General features: G+C 67.4%; 15 protein-coding genes. 8 read left to right on the plus strand and 7 right to left on the minus strand.

Features of this window, described 5'->3' with window-relative positions:
• Window positions 1-238: 238 nt before the first annotated feature.
• Window positions 239-2,689 carry a nitrate- and nitrite sensing domain-containing protein gene (locus tag GKO32_RS22340; RefSeq protein WP_154758822.1) on the minus strand — a complete coding sequence of 817 codons (2,451 nt, stop codon included), beginning with the start codon at window positions 2,687-2,689 and terminating at the stop codon, window positions 239-241.
• 215 nt (window positions 2,690-2,904) lie between these two features.
• On the opposite strand from GKO32_RS22340, the gene GKO32_RS22345 reads away from it, so the two are divergent.
• From GKO32_RS22345 to GKO32_RS22360, 4 genes are all read left to right on the plus strand, one after another.
• Window positions 2,905-3,843 carry an ABC transporter substrate-binding protein gene (locus GKO32_RS22345; RefSeq protein ID WP_246244385.1) on the plus strand — a complete coding sequence of 313 codons (939 nt, stop codon included), beginning with the start codon at window positions 2,905-2,907 and terminating at the stop codon, window positions 3,841-3,843.
• Between the two features lie 29 nt (window positions 3,844-3,872).
• Window positions 3,873-5,525, plus strand: coding sequence for a DNA repair helicase XPB (locus GKO32_RS22350; protein WP_312868324.1), 1,653 nt, complete (start codon window positions 3,873-3,875; stop codon window positions 5,523-5,525).
• Between the two features lie 149 nt (window positions 5,526-5,674).
• Window positions 5,675-6,436 (plus strand): DUF4253 domain-containing protein, encoded by a 762-nt coding sequence (locus GKO32_RS22355; protein ID WP_154758825.1) that lies wholly within the window; start codon window positions 5,675-5,677, stop codon window positions 6,434-6,436.
• Between the two features lie 136 nt (window positions 6,437-6,572).
• Entirely contained in the window at window positions 6,573-7,376 is an 804-nt protein-coding gene (locus GKO32_RS22360; protein WP_312868327.1) for a DUF72 domain-containing protein, read from the plus strand.
• A gap of 1 nt (window position 7,377) precedes the next feature.
• Here GKO32_RS22360 and GKO32_RS22365 read toward each other — a convergent pair whose 3' ends face one another.
• The 5 genes from GKO32_RS22365 to GKO32_RS22385 form a co-directional block, all read right to left on the minus strand.
• The gene (locus tag GKO32_RS22365) at window positions 7,378-7,812 is read right to left on the minus strand and encodes a GtrA family protein (RefSeq protein WP_154758827.1); all 435 of its coding nucleotides are present in this window, start codon (window positions 7,810-7,812) and stop codon (window positions 7,378-7,380) included.
• A complete protein-coding gene (locus GKO32_RS22370) occupies window positions 7,802-9,118 on the minus strand; it encodes an FAD-binding oxidoreductase (protein WP_154758828.1) in 1,317 nt (438 codons plus the stop codon). The genes GKO32_RS22365 and GKO32_RS22370 overlap by 11 nt, the downstream gene beginning before the upstream one ends.
• A 2-nt stretch (window positions 9,119-9,120) precedes the next feature.
• Window positions 9,121-9,984 (minus strand): hypothetical protein, encoded by an 864-nt coding sequence (locus GKO32_RS22375; RefSeq protein ID WP_154758829.1) that lies wholly within the window; start codon window positions 9,982-9,984, stop codon window positions 9,121-9,123.
• A gap of 140 nt (window positions 9,985-10,124) precedes the next feature.
• Window positions 10,125-10,934: a glycosyltransferase family 2 protein gene (locus tag GKO32_RS22380; protein WP_154758830.1), complete on the minus strand. Its 810-nt coding sequence runs from the start codon at window positions 10,932-10,934 to the stop codon at window positions 10,125-10,127.
• Between the two features lie 175 nt (window positions 10,935-11,109).
• On the minus strand, window positions 11,110-11,673 hold the full coding sequence (locus GKO32_RS22385) for a type 1 glutamine amidotransferase domain-containing protein (protein ID WP_312868325.1): 564 nt from the start codon (window positions 11,671-11,673) through the stop codon (window positions 11,110-11,112).
• A 144-nt stretch (window positions 11,674-11,817) separates the two neighbouring features.
• On the opposite strand from GKO32_RS22385, the gene GKO32_RS22390 reads away from it, so the two are divergent.
• Genes GKO32_RS22390 through GKO32_RS22400 form a run of 3 tightly spaced genes read left to right on the plus strand, consistent with a single transcriptional unit; the run spans window position 11,818 to window position 14,736 of the window.
• Entirely contained in the window at window positions 11,818-12,630 is an 813-nt protein-coding gene (locus GKO32_RS22390; protein WP_154758832.1) for a MurR/RpiR family transcriptional regulator, read from the plus strand.
• 15 nt (window positions 12,631-12,645) lie between these two features.
• A complete protein-coding gene (locus GKO32_RS22395) occupies window positions 12,646-13,779 on the plus strand; it encodes a M20 family metallopeptidase (RefSeq protein ID WP_154758833.1) in 1,134 nt (377 codons plus the stop codon).
• A gap of 21 nt (window positions 13,780-13,800) precedes the next feature.
• Window positions 13,801-14,736, plus strand: a complete 936-nt coding sequence (locus GKO32_RS22400) for an o-succinylbenzoate synthase (RefSeq protein WP_154758834.1) — start codon at window positions 13,801-13,803, stop codon at window positions 14,734-14,736.
• Between the two features lie 168 nt (window positions 14,737-14,904).
• Here the strand turns inward: GKO32_RS22400 and GKO32_RS22405 are convergent, their stop codons facing one another.
• Window positions 14,905-17,271 (minus strand): xanthine dehydrogenase family protein molybdopterin-binding subunit, encoded by a 2,367-nt coding sequence (locus GKO32_RS22405; RefSeq protein WP_154758835.1) that lies wholly within the window; start codon window positions 17,269-17,271, stop codon window positions 14,905-14,907.
• 128 nt (window positions 17,272-17,399) lie between these two features.
• Between GKO32_RS22405 and GKO32_RS22410 the strand changes: the two genes are divergently transcribed.
• Entirely contained in the window at window positions 17,400-17,612 is a 213-nt protein-coding gene (locus tag GKO32_RS22410; protein WP_154758836.1) for a PspC domain-containing protein, read from the plus strand.
• Window positions 17,613-17,703 lie beyond the last annotated feature (91 nt).

Here is a 17,703-nt window from a genome sequence, read left to right on the forward strand (position 1 = left end):
ATCATGATCCGGTATCGGCCATAACCCACGCGGGGGTAGGTACCGCGAGGTGAAAGCACCGCGTGAGGTCAAAGGTCCAGACCACTCAGGGGTAACAGGTCGGTCGTAAAATGGCTCCCCCAAATGGGGGGTAACGCTACGCGCAAATTCGGCGAACAGCACAAAGTGATCCGGCGTTTGGCTCATTGCGCGGGTGTCTTCGGAATGAACCCGGGCTTCGCACTCGGCGAATTCGCGACTACGCGCCAGCGGAGTCGTTGTCCGGCAAGTGGCTGGATCTCGCGTCACGGGCACGGGTGAAACCGTCCTGGAGCCGTGACATCCGGCCGCGCACGGAATCCGGATCCAACCGCAGCGTCGGCGGGTCCGCGGGCTCAGGTCTGGCGGGCCGGACGTGGCCCGGCCGCGCGTCGGAGGCCTCGGCCTCGGTGGGCCAGCCGGGTTCGGCGGCCGCCTCGCCGCGCACGGGCCAGTGCTCGCCCGTGCGAAACCACTGCGACAGCACGGCCTGGTAGGCGGGCATCCGCTCGGTCGGCTCCTCGTCCTCGAGGTAGTGCCGGTCCTCTTCGTCGTCGTCCTCCGCCGGCCAGTTCGGCGCCGGCTCGTCCTCCACCGGCGCCCGCCGCGCCACATCCGGGGGCAGGACGAGCGGGGGGTCGACGACGGGCGCCGGTTCGGGTGCGATCACCACCGGTGCGGGTTCATCTCCGACCGGCGCGACGACGAGCGCTGCCGGCACCACGACCGTCGCCACCAGCCCGCCGCTGCCGGCGGACGCGAGCCGCACCTTGATGTCATGCCGCCCGGCGAGCGTCGCGACGACGAACAGGCCCATCCGGCGCGACACCTCGACGTCGACGTCGGGCGGGGTGGCGAGCCGGGCGTTGGCGCGCTGGATCTCCGGCTCGGGCATCCCGGCGCCGGAATCGGTGATGAACACCTGCCACGCCCCGTCGTCGCCGACCGCGCTGACGACAGTGACGGTACTGGTCGCCGGCGAATACAGGGTCGCGTTCTCGAGTAGCTCGGAGATCACGTGCACGAGGTCGCTCGTCGCCTCTCCACGGATCGCCAGCTCCGGCGTCGCGGTCAGCTCAATCCGCTGGTAATGCTCCACTTCGGACAGTGCGGCACCGATAATCTCTTCCGCGGCAACAGGTTCCGTCCGCGCGTCGCCGAGATCATGCCCGGAAAGCACGAGCAGGTTTTCACTGTTACGGCGCATCCTGGTCGCCAGATGGTCCAGTTCGAACAGTCCGCCGAGGGTCTCCGGATCCTGCTCGCCCGCTTCCATCCGGTCCAAAACGGACAGTTGCCGCTCGACGAGATTCTGGCTGCGGCGCGAGAGGTTCACGAACATCGCGTTGACGTTTTCCCGCAACAGCGCCTGCTCGCCCGCGAGCCGCACCGCCTGCCCGTGCACCGCGTCGAACGCGCGCGCGACCTGACCGAGCTCCTCGCGGCTGAACACCGGCACCGGCTCGATCCCGCGCCGGCGCGCCGCGCCTTCGGGCTGCGGGTCGGCGAGGATGTCTTGCACCGCTTCGGGCAACCGGTGCTCGGCGACCTCGAGTGCGGTCCGGCGCAACATCCGCAGTGGCCGCAGCAGTGAGCGCGCGATGATCACCGCGAGCACGGCGCACAACACGAGCACCCCGAGCACGACGCCCGCGTTCGTGATGGCCGACCGGCGCGCGTCAGCGGCCATCGAATCGATCCGGCCCTGGGTTTCCGCCTGCAGCGCCTGCTGCACGCGGTAGGCGAGGTTGACGGTGTAGGTCGCCGAGGTGTCCCACTGCGCCGGGTCGAGCCCGGACAGGTTCTGCCCCATCTCGGCGCGCGTGATCGCCGACTCGACGATGTTGTTGCCGGTGTCGACGATCAGGCCGATCACGGTGTCGTCGTACATCCGTTGCTGGGCGGGCGTGGCGAACTTGCGGAAGTCGCTGTGCGCGGCGGAAAGCTCCGCGTCGGCGCCGAGCAGCGCGCGCAGTTCGTCCGTGGAGAGCTTGCCCTCCTGCAACGCCTCGGCCAGCAGTGCGCGCTTGACCGACATCTGGTCCTTGACCCTGGCCAGCGCGCTCAGGGCCAACCGCAGCCGGGACAGTTCCGGATCGGTCACGTCGGCGACCGACTGGTCGGCCAGGTCGAGCATCCCGGAGATCAGCTCGCCATAAGAACGCAGCGCGGCACCGGCGGGCAGGTTCGATTGTTCGGTCGCGAAGCGCAGCCCGGTGAGCACGTCGAGTCGGGCGATGCTGGCCTGAAGTTCGGTTCCCCCCTGGTCGGACAACTTTGCCCGATCGGCGGTAAACTCTTTCCTGAGCACGCCAATCGCGGTGTCCACTCGGGCACGTTGATCACGCAGTTCGGTGAGATCGCCCTGGCGTCCGGTCGCGACGAACCGGACACTCAGGTCGCGTTCCCGTTGCAACTGCTGGATGACGTCGTTGACCGCGGTGTCCACCCGCCCGTGGGCGGACAGCTGCGCGAGTTCCTCGGCGTGGGCCAGGTCCTGGCGCACGTTCAGCCCGGCCAGGGCGAGTGCGCTGGCCGCGGGGATCAGCAGAACCGCGATCAGTTTCGTGCGCAGACGCCAGTTGCGCAGCCGCCATCGGCCGCCGACGCGGATCTCAGGCCGCCGCTCGGCTGCGCCTTCGCCGTCGGGGCGCTTGCGCGGACGGGCCATCGACTTCCTTCGGTTGCTGCCTGATCGAACACGCACCGTTACCGGGCTCAGGCCGCTAACCTACTAGAGAGAAACTAGTTCGGGGAGTGGACCGGTGGGGGCTCTACTCACGGTGCGATCCGTCAGGGAATCGTAGGGGCTTGGATCGTGAACTGCAGTCACGACCGTGTTTTTCCATCGCGCGGCAGGGGGGTCGAATGCGAGGAGTAGCGACCATGCTGGTCGCGGCTCTGGGGCTCGCCACCGCCTGCAGTTCGCCGTCCGGCGCGGCGGCAGGCGCCGGGCTGGAACGGGCGGACCTGCGCGTCGCGGTGGGGAACCCGATCGACACCGCCCCGCTGCGGATGGCGGTCGCGGACGGCTCGTTCACCCGGGCAGGCCTGCACGTCGAACTGGTGCAGGAACCCGATCCGCTGGCCGGGCTGAACTGGCTGGCGGGTGGAACCGTCGATGTGGCGTTCGCCACTGACGTGGCGTTGTTCACCGTTGCGGCCCGCGGCACCTCGCTGCAGCTGCAAGGTGAGGCCTACACCTCGGCCCCGTACACGATGGCGTTGGTGACGCTGCCGGGTTCGGCCTACACGGACCTGGCGGACAAGAAGGCCCCGAAGATCGCCGTGGACCAGGAAAACGACCTGGGCACGCTCGCCGCGCGGTCGATGTTCGCGACCGCGGGCGGTGATCCGGCGAAGATCAAGTTCGTGACCCGGTCCTACGCCCAGATGCCCGCCGCGCTGCGGGACGGTTCGGCCGACGCGGCGCTCATGACCGAGCCGTTCATCACGAATGCCCAACGGGACCTGGGCGCGCGGGTGCTCGCGGACTCCTCGCGCGGGGCGACCATGAACTTCCCCGTCTCGGCATACGCCGCCAGCGGACTGTTCGCGCGGACGAACGAGCGCACCCTCACCGCGTTCCGCGGTGTCCTCGCCGACGCGCAACAGCGGGCGGCCGACCAGTCCGTGATCCGGCAGTCGCTGCCGAGGCTCGCCGGCCTCGACGAAACCACCGCGGCACTCATCTCACTCGGGCAGTACCCCACCTCGCTCAACGGTGTGCGGCTGCAGCGAGTGGCCGATCTCATGCACAGCACCGGCATGCTGGCCGGCCGCCTCGACGCGCCGTCTCTCCTGCCGAAACCCGAACCGGGCTGACCCGAGGGGCGGCCCGTATAAAGGAGTACGTGACAGATGGCCCGCTGATCGTTCAGTCCGACAAAACCGTACTGCTCGAGGTCGACCATGCGCGGGCGGACGACGCCCGGATCGCGATCGCGCCGTTCGCCGAACTCGAGCGCGCGCCCGAACACGTGCACACCTATCGCGTCACGCCGCTCGCGCTGTGGAACGCGCGCGCCGCGGGCCACGACGCCGAACAGGTGGTGCACGCGCTGACGTCGTACTCGCGGTTCCCGGTACCGCAGCCGTTGCTGATCGACATCGTGGACACGATGGGCCGGTTCGGTCGCCTGCAGATCGCCAACAACCCGGCGCACGGGCTGGTCATGACCACGACCGACCGCGCCGTGCTGGAAGAGGTGCTGCGCCACAAGAAGATCAGCCCGATGCTGGGCGCGCGCATCGACGACGACACCGTGCTGGTGCACCCGTCGGAGCGCGGCCGGCTCAAGCAGGCGTTGCTCAAGGTCGGCTGGCCCGCCGAGGACCTCGCGGGTTATGTCGACGGGGAAGCGCACCCGATCGCGCTCGATGAACAGGACTGGGCGCTGCGCGACTACCAGCGGCAGGCGGCGGACGCGTTCTGGGCAGGCGGCTCGGGTGTGGTCGTCCTTCCTTGTGGGGCGGGCAAAACGCTCGTCGGTGCGGCCGCGATGGCGCAGGCGCAGGCGACCACGCTGATCCTGGTGACCAACACCGTCGCCGGGCGGCAGTGGAAGCGTGAGCTCGTCGCACGCACGTCGCTGACCGAGGACGAGATCGGCGAGTACTCCGGGGAGAAGAAGGAAATCCGGCCGGTCACGATCGCGACCTACCAGGTCGTCACCCGCAAGACCAAGGGCGAGTACCGGCACCTGGAGCTGTTCGACACGCGCGACTGGGGCCTGGTCGTCTACGACGAGGTGCACCTGCTGCCCGCGCCCGTGTTCCGGATGACCGCGGATCTGCAGTCCCGCCGTCGCCTCGGGCTGACCGCGACGCTGGTGCGCGAAGACGGCCGCGAAGGCGACGTGTTTTCGCTGATCGGGCCGAAGCGGTACGACGTGCCGTGGCGCGACATCGAGGCGCAGGGCTGGATCGCGCCCGCGGAATGCACCGAGGTGCGGGTGACGCTGACCGACAACGAGCGGCTCATGTACGCGACTGCGGAAGCCGAAGAGAAGTACAAGCTCGCCTCGACCGCAAACACGAAGATCGCTGTGATCAAGTCCATTTTGGACAAGCATCCCGGTGAGCCGGCGCTGGTGATCGGGGCGTACCTCGATCAGCTGGAGGAGCTGGGCGAGGAGCTGGACGCGCCGGTGATCCAGGGTTCGACGAAGAACAAGGAACGGGAGGCGTTGTTCGACGCCTTCCGCCGTGGCGAGCTGGCCCGGCTCGTCGTGTCCAAGGTTGCGAACTTCTCGATCGACCTGCCCGAGGCGTCGGTCGCGATCCAGGTGTCCGGCACGTTCGGCTCACGGCAGGAGGAGGCGCAGCGGCTGGGCAGACTACTGCGCCCGAAAGGTGACGGGCGGCAGGCGCATTTCTACTCGGTCGTCGCGCGGGACACGCTCGACGCCGAGTACGCCGCGCACCGGCAGCGGTTTCTCGCGGAGCAGGGGTATGCGTACACGATCCGCGACGCCGACGCCTACCTCTCCGGTGACTACAGCTGAGGCATGATCGGCCGCCGGGCGTGGAATACCCGGCGCGTGACCGACCGACGACGGCTGCCGGGGACGCCCGGCCACGACCCCCGGAAATTGTCGTACCCTCGAACTAGTGTTCGGAAGCGTTGGCGAACACCTATCGACGAGGGGACCCGATGACCACCGCCGCTTCATTCGACACGCTGCTGCCGGGCCTGGACCTGCCCGCCGGCCGCTGGCACGGCCCGATCTGGCTGTCCGACGAGCCGCTGACCGAGCCCGGCCGGTACCGGGACTGCGTCGGCGCGTTCGAGCGCACCGGCCTGTGGCCGGTGCTGGTGCCGCATGACGACCGGTTCGCGGCCACGGGTGAGAACTGGGTCGACGATCGGGGCAGGCTCGCCCCGGCCACGCACCGGATCGACGCGATCGACGTCGCCCAGACGCTGTCGCGGTGGTGGGACCCGTTCTGCTGCGCGGGCGGCACCGGGTGCCTGCGCCCCTATGGTGCGAACTTTCCCGGCCTGGCAAAGAAATCGCAGCTCCGCGTCGATCCGTTCGCGGAGGCGGGTAACACCGGCTCGATCCTCGCGCGCCGCGGCACATACCGGCTCGGCCTGGTCGCGGTCGAGCAGCCGGCGGACGTCCCGGCCGCGCTCGGCTGGACGGGCATGATCAAATCCACCGATCAGGTCGCCGCCGTGTCCGCGGTCCTGCGCAGCTGGGCGGACAGGTTCGGCGCCACGTTGATCGTGCTGGGCTTCGACGAGCTGGAACTGGCGGTCGCCGCGCCGCCGCGCTTGCCGGGGCGCGCGCTCATGGTCGCGGCCGAGCACCGGGCGTTCTCGGTGCGGAGTTTCTCGGGCCAGCCTGGGAACCTGCGCGAGTACGCGGCCGGTCTGCTGCACCGTCGGCACTGGCGGTTCTCGTGGGATTAGGGAGTGTTTCGAATGTGGTTTGCGTAGCGGTGCGGGTGACGGAACCTCACCGCGGCGGTGCAAGCTGACGGCCCACAGCCAGCGGCTCCGCCGCTCATGAAACACAAGCTAGGAGGCGACTATCGGCGAGCTGAGGATCGGGACATCGGGCTGGCGGTACCCGCCGTGGCGAGGCGTGTTCTACCCGCGGGGCCTGGCGCAACGCCGCGAGCTGGAATACCTCTCGCGGCGGATGAACTCGGCCGAGATCAACGGCTCGTTCTATTCGTTGCAGCGGCCCGAGCGGTACCGGGCGTGGTTCGCCGAGACCCCGGAGCACTTCGTGTTCGCGGTCAAGGGCGGCCGGTTCATCACGCACATGAAGCGGCTGGCCGGGGTCGAGGTTCCGCTGGCGAACTTCTTCGCGAGCGGGGTGCTGGCGCTGGGCGCCAAGCTGGGGCCGATCCTGTGGCAGCTGCCGCCCGCGCTGGCCTTCGATCCCGAGCGGCTCGCCGGTTTCTTCGCGCTGCTCCCCCGTACCACCTCCGAAGCCGCCAAACTCGCGAAGAAACACGACGACAAGGTGAAGGGAGCACCGCTCACGGAGACCGATGCCGACCGGCCGTTGCGGCATGCGCTCGAGGTCCGGCACCCGAGCTTCCGCGCCGCGGAGTACGCGGATTTGTTGCGGGAGAACGGAATCGCGTCGGTGGTCGCCGATTCGGCCGGCACCTGGATCACGCTGGAGGAAGTGACGGCTGATTTCGTGTATGTCCGCCTGCACGGTGACGAGGAGTTGTACGCGAGCGGATACAGCGAGGCGGCATTACGGGGCTGGGCAAGGAAAATCCGTACATGGCAGGAGGGCAGGCGGGACGCGTACGTCTACTTCGACAACGACATCAAGGTGAAGGCCCCGGATGACGCCATCGCGCTGGCCGATCTCATGGCGGCCGGATGAGTCACGCGGAACTGTTGTCGTGCTCGGCAGCACGCGACCGGCGAAACACCCAGGCGCGCAGTACGGCAAACCGACCGACCGTACCGAGCAGCGACGAAGCCACCAGGACCGTGATCTCGAGCCAACGCGGCGCCGCCGGGTCCACGGCCTGCAGCACAGCGAGGGCGCCGGAGGTCACCGCGTAGTAGCCCACAAAGACGACGATGCCTTCGAGGTGCACCCGGCTGACCGGCCGGTCCGTGGCCTGGAACGTGAACCGGCGGTTGGCTTCCGTGTTGACGAGCGTGCAGATCACCAGGCTGAACAGGTTCGCCAGCAGCGGGCCCGTCCAGATTCGCGACAGCGCGTACAGCGCACTCTGCAATGCGACGGACACCGCGCCGATCGCGCCGAAGGTGACGAGCTGGCGCAGCACGTTCGCCTTGTTACCGGGCACCGGTCACCCGCCGCCACAGCGAGGAGGAGAACGCCGGGTCGATGAACTCGCGGAAGTCCACCCACTGCGGATACATCGCCTTGAACGCGTCCGGGGTGAGGGCCGAATCCTTCGCCAGGTACACCCTTCCGCCCAGGCTGAGCAGGATCTCGTCCAGCTCGGCGAACAGTGCCAGCGTCCGCCGGCCCTTGTTGAGAAAATCGAACGCGCCGCCGACGCCCTCCATCGGAAAGGACATCAGCCCAGGAGAAGCCATCGGGCCGTACTGCTTGAGGATCGCGAGAAAAGAGGTGTTTCCGGACTCGCGGATCCGGTGCATGAGCCGTGGCAGGCCATCGGCCACGTTCTTTCTGGGCAGCACGAAGTGGTACTGGTAGAAGCCCGCGGGACCCAGCAAGCGATTCCAGTTGTCGACCGCGTCCATCTGGTACAGGAACTTCTCGACATGCACGGTCGTCGACGACCGGCCGGCACCGCGCCGGAAGTAGAGCTTGTTGAACGAACGCACGGCGGCGTCGTTGACCAGCCAGCGCGGACAGTCGAACGGAACCCGAAGCATGGTGCGCCTTTCGGGCCATTCCGATCGGCCCGCCCTGGTCTCGTTGCCGATTTCCAGCACCGCGCGGAACCCTCGCCGGCTGTTCAGATCGAGCCATGCGGTCAGGTTCTCCTGCGTCCCGGCCGCGGCGTCGAATGCCGCGAGAAACCGTGGAAAGTCCGAGAACGCCGTGCTTTCGACGTCGACGAAATTGCTGTCTGTCCGGCGCAGCTGGAGTTCGACGGCAGTGATGAGGCCGGTGAGCCCCATGCCGCCCACGGTCGCTGAGAAGAGGTCCGCGTTATGGGCAGGCCCACACAGCAGCCGTGAGCCGTCCGTCCTCAAGAGCTCGAATTCCTGGACGTGGTGGCCGAAAGTCCCGGCGGAAGGATGGTTACGCCCATGGACGTCATGAGCCACCGCGCCGCCGACCGACACGTGCTGAGTGCTGGGCGAGACCGGCAGGCGCCACCCGTGCCCGGCGGCGAGCCGCTGGATCGCCCCGATGGTCACTCCTGCCTGGCAGCGCAGGACACCGGTTTCGGTGTCGAACGCGATGACGTCGTTCAAGACGCTGGTGTCCAGCAAGGTGTTGTCCGCGTTCAGACAGGTGTCGCCGTACGAATGCCCGTACGCACGCGGCAACAACGACGTCGTCCCCTTGCCCAGTACGGAGAGCTGGTCCGCGGTTTCCGGCGCGGCAACCACCTGATGTCGCCGGCGATGCACCCGGTTCCACGCCATGACGGTCCGCGATGTGGCTGACACGCTCACCGTCCCTCGCGCGTCCGCAAAGCCGCGGCGCCGCTGCCAACGCAGAGGATGACCGCGCTGATGTAGAGCAACGGCACCGTGCGACCCGGTGCCGGGCCACGGCCGGCGGCCCGAAGTTCCGCGATCGACTTCCGCTGCTCCTCTTCCCGGCCGCTGATGAGCTGATTGGCGTACCGGTTGGCGGCCACCCGGCAAACCTGGGCCGGGGTGGCCTGGGGGTTCTCCGCGCGGTAGCCGTCCGCGTAGTGGTCGATCTGCTGGGCGATGACCGGCTTGTTCCACGCGGATTCCGTGCCCGCGTAGAAAGTCGGGGACTGCTCGCCGGACAGCACGAAGCCGCCGACGAAGACGACGATCGCGGGCACCGCGGTCATCGCGAAGATGATCAGCCGCCTGCTGAGGTTCCGCGCGGGGAACCAGCTGTCCTGCAGTGCCAGGTATTTCCTGGGTATCCAGTAGGCGGCGGCCAGTATCGCCGCTTCAACGATCACCGTCACCACGATCGAGACCCATTGCAGCGCGCCCGTCGAACAAGGCGGCACCAGAACGATCAGCGCATCAGTCGGATCACCGTAGCCGTAGTACGAGCCCGAAGCGAGGTACTGCAGTCCGGCCAGGACATTGATCGCACCGTAAATCGTGAACACAGTCCGGAAAAACAGGCCGGCCGGCCATCGCCGCACGAAGTTTGCGATCACCAACGCGATCGCGCCGCCGATCACGTGCGACAGCGGCCCGGTCGCCAGGGCGAGGACCCGCGGTAACGAACCGGTCGAGTCGCCATACGCGAAGTCCCCGTAGCCGTCGCCGAACCACGGCACGTGCACCCCGAAGATCCGCGCACCGAAAAGAGCCCCCACCAGGACATGGGACGATTCGTGAATCAGCACTCCGATTCTCGAACACACCCAGATCGTCACGGCCATGAGCAGCGAATATCCGGCGAGTCTGCCCGGCGAATCTCTCCGGGTCGGGGTCGCCGCCAAGATCTCGTCGGTGGTCAATTCGCCGCACCGAATTCGGCGAGGTGCGGGGCATCCACCTTGGCCGGCCCCGAAAGCCACATGCCGTGCATCGCGAAGTTGTAGCGCAGCGGCCGGAAACTCAGCCGCCACCTCATGAGTTCGTAGCAACTCGCGGCGCAGATCTTGACCAAACGCCAACGGAGAATCGATACCTGTCCCGTACTGCGTTTGCGATGCGTGACCGGCAGGTAGATCGCGGGCACCTGGAGCGCGTGCGCCAGCGTCGAGACACAGATGTTCGGGATGGCCGTGGCCGGGGGAATGTGTTCCACCGCGAAAGCGAGGTATTCCCGCTTCATCAGGCGATACGGCACGTTGGCGTCGGGTATTCGTACCTGGAACAGGACCCGGAGCAGGGCGCGCAGCCCTCGCGAAATGATGCGCCGGTTCAGGTCCGTGGCCCGCTCGACCCGGCAGCCGAACACGAAAGGCGCGTTGTCGCGTTGCCGCCACAACTTCCCGAAATCGCCGGGGTCGAATTCGTTGTCGGAGTCGACCTGAAATATCCGGCGGGCACCCATATCGAGGGCCACCCGGTATCCGGTCAGGACCGCCGAACCATGTCCGCCGCCGGGTTTGCTGATGATCTGGATTCGGCCCTCGAGTTTTGCGAGATCTTCGACAGCCTGCCGGGTGCCGTCAGTGGAGCCGTCATCAACAACCAGTACGCGGGTCTGATTCTCCGTCAAACCTAGTTGTCCCAGCACGTCACACCATTGCGCGAGCACATCTTTGATGCAGTCGACTTCGTTGTATGCCGGTATGACCACCACAAGATCAAGCATCACGGAACCGCCCGTCACGACCACCGATGACTGTCCGGAAGATTAGAACCGAGCCACCAACAAGGGCGGAACAACTTTGGCAAAGAAGGCAAAATACCTGCGCTCAAAGACTCTCCATGAGCACCCAAAAACTGAGCGTGACTGAATATCAGCCACGCTCAGTAAGGAAGGGGTCTTAGGCAGCCTGCCCGCGATGCTTACCTTCCGCGATCTCCTCGATGGCCTTCGAGCAGAACGCGGGCAGGTCGTCAGGTTTGCGGCTGGTGACGAACCCGTGGTCCACCACCACTTCCTCATCGACCCACTCGGCGCCGGCATTCCGCAGATCGGTCTGCAGGCTGGGCCACGACGTCATCCGCCTGCCGCGCACCACATCCGCCTCGATCAGCGTCCACGGCGCGTGGCAGATAGCCGCGACCGGCTTGTGCTGCGCGAAGAACTCGCGGACGAACCGTACGATGTTTTCGTTGGTACGCAGGAAATCCGGGTTGGCCACGCCGCCCGGCAGCACCAAACCGTCGTAGTCGTCCGGCGAAGCGTCCGTCACCACCCGGTCGACGGGGAACTTGTCACCGCGGTCGAGGTGCTTGAAGGCCTGGATCTCGCCCTCCGTGGTGGAAATGAGCTCCGGCCGGCCGCCGGCTTCCTGCACCGCGCGCCACGGCTCGGTCAACTCGACCTGCTCGGTGCCCTCGGGCGCCGCCACGAACGCGACGCGCCTTCCGGTCAGTGTGCTCACGTCGGCACTCCTTTCTTGCTCGGCTATCGATTGCGTACCCGGCGAGCCGCACGCACGAAACATGAGGTGGAGGGCGGGCCCTTGCCATCTGAAATCTCAGTTGCGAGTATCAGCAGTACTGCAATCAATCTTACGGAGCTGTGGATGCTGGCCGACCGGATCAGCGAACGCACGGGCGAGCTGTCGAAGACCGACCGGCGGATCGCGGAACACCTGCTGCGGCATCGTGACGAGCTGCCGTTCCTGCGGGCGGCCGAGATCGCCGAGCGGCTCGGGATCAGCGCCGCCAGCATCACCCGCTTCGCGCAGCGGCTCGGCTTCGACGGTTATCCCCGCCTGCAGGACTCGGTCCGGCATGAGTTGCGCACCGCGCTCGCGCCGCCCGCCCTCCCCGCTCAGGGCGAAGGGCGCTTCGGCCGGCTGTGGGACCGCGAGCTCAAGAACGTCGAGGAACTCCGCCGGTTGCCGGAGGACCTGCTCGACGGCGCCGCCCGGATGATCGCCGAGGCACGCACTGTGTGGGTCGTCGGCGGGCGGGCGTCGCAGCCCCCGGCCGGGATCCTCGCCTACCTGCTCAACCAGGTGCGTGACCGCGTGCGCCAACTCGATTCGACCGCGCTGCACGAGCCGGAGGCCCTGCTCGACGTCGGTCCCGGCGACCTGCTGGTGGCGTTGACGTTCCGGCGGTACAGCCTCAGCACGGCTGGGGTCGGGCAGCTGTTCGCGGCACGCGAGGTGCCGGTTCTGCTGATCACCGACGACGGAAACCCTTCGCTGGCCGCGATCGCGAAGCTCGTACTGCGGGCTTCGGGCAAGGCGCCAGGGGCGCTGCCGTCGATGACGGCGGTCAGCAGCCTCTCACTGGCGCTCACGCTCGGCGTCGTCGGTTACCGCGGCACCGACCGGCTCGACGCGGGCGAGGAACTCGGCCGCGCATTGCACGCTTTCGAGGACTGACGAAGGGAAGCCGACATGGCGTTGCTGGACTGGGTTTCCGGGCATCGCGACCAGATGCTGGACGATCTGCGAACGTACGTCGAACTCGAATCTCCCAGTGATGACAAGGAATCCTTGAACGCCACGTTGGCCTGGCTGGGTTCCTGGCTCGACGAGCGGCTCGGCGAACCCGGACGGCTCGACCGCATCGACGGTGGCGCGCGAGGCGATGTCGAAGTGCGGGACTACCCCGGACGCGGTGACAAGCCGATCCTTTTGCTGTGTCACTACGACACGGTCTGGCCGCTGGGCACGCTCGCCGAGATCCCGTTCCGGATCGACGGCGATCGCGCTACGGGGCCAGGGATCTTCGATATGAAGTCCGGTCTCGTGCAGGCGGTGTGGGCTCTGAAAGCGCTGTCCGACGCGGGCCTCGACCGGCCGCCGATCCGCTTGGTGCTGACCGGTGATGAGGAGACCGGCAGTATCGCCTCGCGGCACGTGATCGAGGCTGAGGCGGCGGGTACGAGTGCGGCGCTGGTGTTCGAGGCCAGCGCGGACGGTGCGGTCAAGACAGCGCGCAAGGGTGTCGGGATCTTCCGCGTCGATGCGACGGGGATCGAAGCGCACGCCGGCCTGGACCCGGAGAAGGGGTGCAGTGCGATCGATGAGATCGCGCGCGTTGTGCTCGACTTGCACGGGTTGACCGATCTGGCCAAGGGCACCACGGTGAACGTCGGGATCCTCGAAGGCGGGACGCGGACGAATGTCGCGGCCGGCCGTGCGAGTGCGGAGGTGGATGTCCGGGTGGCAAGCCAGGAGGAAGCGGATCGGGTCGACCGTGCGCTGGCGGAGCTGCGACCACATGATGCGCGGGCCACGCTCACCGTGTCCGGTGAGTGGAACCGCCCGGTGATGGAACGCACGGACACGACGGTCACCTTGTACGAACGAGCACGCGTGCTCGCCGCGGAGCTGGGTGTGGACCTGCGAGAGTGTGCCGTCGGCGGCGCTAGTGATGGGAATTTCGTTGCGCCGCTGGGCATTCCGGTGCTCGATGGGTTCGGTGCGGTGGGTGACGGGGCGCACGCTCGGCATGAGCACATCAGTGTGCGGGGCATGCTGGAACGCACCGCGCTCGCCGCGGCTGTGCTGCATGCGCTCAACTGACGACCTGGAACAATCGTGAGCATGGAGTTCGTTTACGCCGTTCCTTTCCACAACCGGTTCCGGGGTATCACGGTGCGGGAGGGCATGCTGTTGCGGGGCCCGGCGGGTTGGGGTGAATTCTGCCCGTTCGAGGACTATTCGGACACGGAAAGCGCCCCCTGGCTGGCGGCTGCGGTTGAGGCGAGTGACCTCGGCTGGCCTGCGCCGGTGCGGAACCGGGTCGAGGTCAACACGACGGTGCCGGTGGTTTCCGCAGAGCGGGCGTACGAACTGGTGGCCGCTTCCGGTTGCCGGACCGCGAAGGTCAAGGTCGCCGACCCGCGATCGTCCCTTGTGGACGATTGCGAACGGGTGGCCGCCGTCCGCGCCGCGCTCGGTGACACGGGGATGATCCGGGTGGACGCGAATGCCGCGTGGGATGTCGATACTGCGGTAAATTCGATCAGGGAACTGGACCACGCCGCGGGCGGGCTGGAATATGTCGAGCAGCCTTGTCCGTCCATTGAGGACCTTGCGACCGTGCGGCGCAAAGTCGAGGTCCGAATCGCGGCGGACGAGTCCATCCGGCGCGCCGAGGACCCGCTGAAGGTGGCGGTGGCCGAAGCAGCCGATGTGGCGGTGATCAAGGTAGCCCCCCTGGGCGGCGTGCGGCGAGCATTGGAAGTGGCGGAGGCGTGTGGTTTGCCCTGTGTGGTCTCCTCGGCGGTGGAAACCAGCGTGGGCCTGGCCGCCGGCTTGGCTCTCGCCGGGGCGCTACCCAGCCTGGACTTCGCCTGCGGCCTGGGGACAAGGTCTTTGCTGACGGCCGACGTGACAAGTGATGAACTGTCCCCTGTGGACGGTTACCTCCCCGTGCCACGGACCGCACCAGAACCGGACAGAGCAGAGGCGGTCGCGGCATCACCAGAGGTTCAAGCCAAATGGCAAGCCCGCCTGGCAAGAGTCAGGGCATTGTAATCGCTTTTTTGACCCACCCCGAAAACCGCCGCCGTGCAACGAAAAGCCGGCCAACGGACCAACCGCCCACTCCCGCCCTCGACCCAACGGAGCGCGACAAAAAAGACTGCCTCGCCGGCGGGCCGGCTCCGGGATGACCACCCAACTCTTGGGGGCTTTTCAAGCCTTTTATGCTACTGCTTCGTCTGCGTCTTCCGATTTGCTGTTTTCCCGCACGGGCAGGGTGGCGAAGGCTGCTGGTGGTTCACGCCATGGGTCGGTTGGCTCGCCCGCTTTCGCCGCCTGGATTGCGTGCCACACCCGCTGCGGGGTGGCTGGGATGTCGATGTGGCGCACACCCAGGTGGCGCAGTGCATCGATCACCGCGTTCTGGACCGCGGGGGTGGAGCCGACCGTGGCGGATTCGCCGATTCCTTTGGCGCCCAAGGGGTTCCGCGGCGACGGGGTTTCCGTGTTCGAGACTTCCAAGTCTGGCACGTCAGCCGCGGAGGGCAGCAGGTAGTCGGCGAAAGACGCTGTAACCGGGTTCCCGTCTTCATCGAATGATACCTGTTCCCATAGTGCCTGCGAGATCCCTTGCACAGCACCACCATGTTGCTGACCCCGCACCAGCAAAGGGTTCAGCACCCGGCCGCAATCGTCCACCGCGATGTGGCGCAGCGGCTTCACGTAACCGGTTTCGACATCGACCTCCACGACGGAAACGTGTGCACCGAAGGGGAAAGTCGCCCCTTCGGGCTTGAAGTCCGTCGCCTCGACGAGAGGCGCACCGTCCTCTTCGGCGGCGGACGCGACCTCCGCCCACGTCATCACCGCGGTTGGAACACCTTGCACACCAAGGGTTCCATCGTCCGTCAACACGATATCGTCAACGCCAGCCTCCAATTTGGACGCTGCTATTTCCTTCGCCCGGTTCAACACCAGGTCCGCCGCCTGCCGCACCGCGCTGCCACCCAGCTGCAACGAGCGCGAGCCACCGGTACCGGAACCGCGTGGCACGGCCGCCGTGTCCGACTGCACGAACGTCACGCGCTCCAGCGGGATACCCAGGGCATCCGCGAGCAACATCGAGAACGCCGTCGGATGTCCCTGGCCATGTCCAGAAGTACCGACCTTGATCGTCGCACCACCATCGGCATCGATCGCGACCGACGCGTACTCCCCGCCGCCGCCACCGGTGATCTCGACGTACGCCGACATCCCGATACCCAGCAGCACCGTCTCCCCGGCCTCGATCCGCCGCGCCTGATCGGCACGTAGATCCTCATACCCCGCGACCCGCAACGCCTCCCGCAGCGGCAGATCGTAGTCACCGGTGTCGTAGCTCGCGCCGGTCAACGTCGTGTACGGAAACTGGTCCCGCTGCAGGAAATTCCGCCGCCGCAGCTCCGCCGGATCCAGGTCCAGCTCCGCCGCGGCCAGGTCCATCATCCGTTCCAGCATGGCCGCCGCCTCCGGACGGCCCGCCCCGCGGAACGCGCCCATCGGCGTGGTGTTCGTCAGCGCGGCGATCCCCGCGTAACTGATCTTCGGGATGTCGTACACACCCTGCACCATCGTGCGGGTCGGGCCAAGCGCCAGGTTGCCGCCGAACCCGGCGTAAGCGCCCGTGTCACCGATGACCCGGCAGCGCAACCCGACGATCTTGCCGTCCGAGCGCAAACCCAGCTCGGCGAACTGCACCTGCCCCCTGCCGTGCGGCATCGCCTGCAGGTTCTCCGAACGGGTTTCCGTCCACCGCACCGGGCGCCCCAGCCGCCGCGACGCCTCGATGACCACCGCGTGCTCGGCGACGATGCCGGCCTTCCCACCGAACCCGCCGCCCACATGCGGGGTCACCACGTGCACCCGTTCGGCCTCCCAGCCGAACACCTTCGCCACGGCCGCCCGGAAACCGTGCGGCATCTGGGTCGAGACATAGATCGTCGCGTCGTACTCGCCATCACCGGGCAACGCCGCGATCGCGTTGCCTTCCATCGGCGCGACCGCGAGGCGCTGGTTTTCGATGCGGGCACGCACCACGACCTCCGCCCCGGCAAGCACATCGTCGTCGGCGTCACGGACACCGGCCGCGATGTTCGAGTCCAGCGCCGGGAACTGGGTAGGCGCATCGGGTTCCAGCGCCTCCTCCGGGTCGATCACCGCGGGCAGCGGCTCGTAGTCGATGTCCACGAGTTCGAGCGCGTCCGCCGCGGCGACCGCCGACTCCGCCACGACCGCGACCACCGGCTCACCGACGAACCGCACCCGCTCCGATGCCAGCGCATACCGCGCACACAGTGGATTGACCTCGATGAACGTCGGCAGTGCCGGCAGCCCCAGATCTTCGGCCGCGTAAACCGCCACCACCCCGGGTGCCTTCGCGGCCTCAGTGGTGTCGATCGCGGTGATCAGCGCGTGCGCGAACGGCGACCGCACGAACGCCACCTGTAGCGCGCCGTCATGCCGCAGATTGCCCACATAACTGCCCTGGCCACGCAGCAGCTCAGGGTCTTCGACACGGCGAACCTCGGTACCCAGCAGTGAACCCGGCATACGCCTGACTCTATAGCGGAGATCGCTCCATGCCCACGTGAAGCAACTCCAGGCCAGGGTGCGAAACCGGGGTTCTCTCAGGGCCGTTCCCTGATGTCCGCGGGCCTGCCCAGGCCGACGATGGACTCATGACGAACAACGTGAGCACCGCGAAGAAGCTGTACCGCAGCACCAGCGACCGCATGATCTCCGGCGTGTGCGGCGGCTGGGCCGAGTACCTTGGTGTCGACCCGGCGATCCTGCGGATCGCCACCGTCGCCGCCACCGTGTTCAGCGGCGGCGCCGTCGCCCTCGTGTACGCCGCCTGCTGGTTGATCACCCCGGAAGACACTGCCGAGTGACAGGGCGCCAGAAGGCAACCACGGCCGGGGGTCCAGGGGGCTTGCCCCCTGGCGGAGGTCTGGGGGTTCGACCGCCAGAAGACACCGGGAG

This window comes from Amycolatopsis pithecellobii, from assembly GCF_009707865.1.
GTDB lineage: Bacteria > Actinomycetota > Actinomycetes > Mycobacteriales > Pseudonocardiaceae > Amycolatopsis_E > Amycolatopsis_E pithecellobii.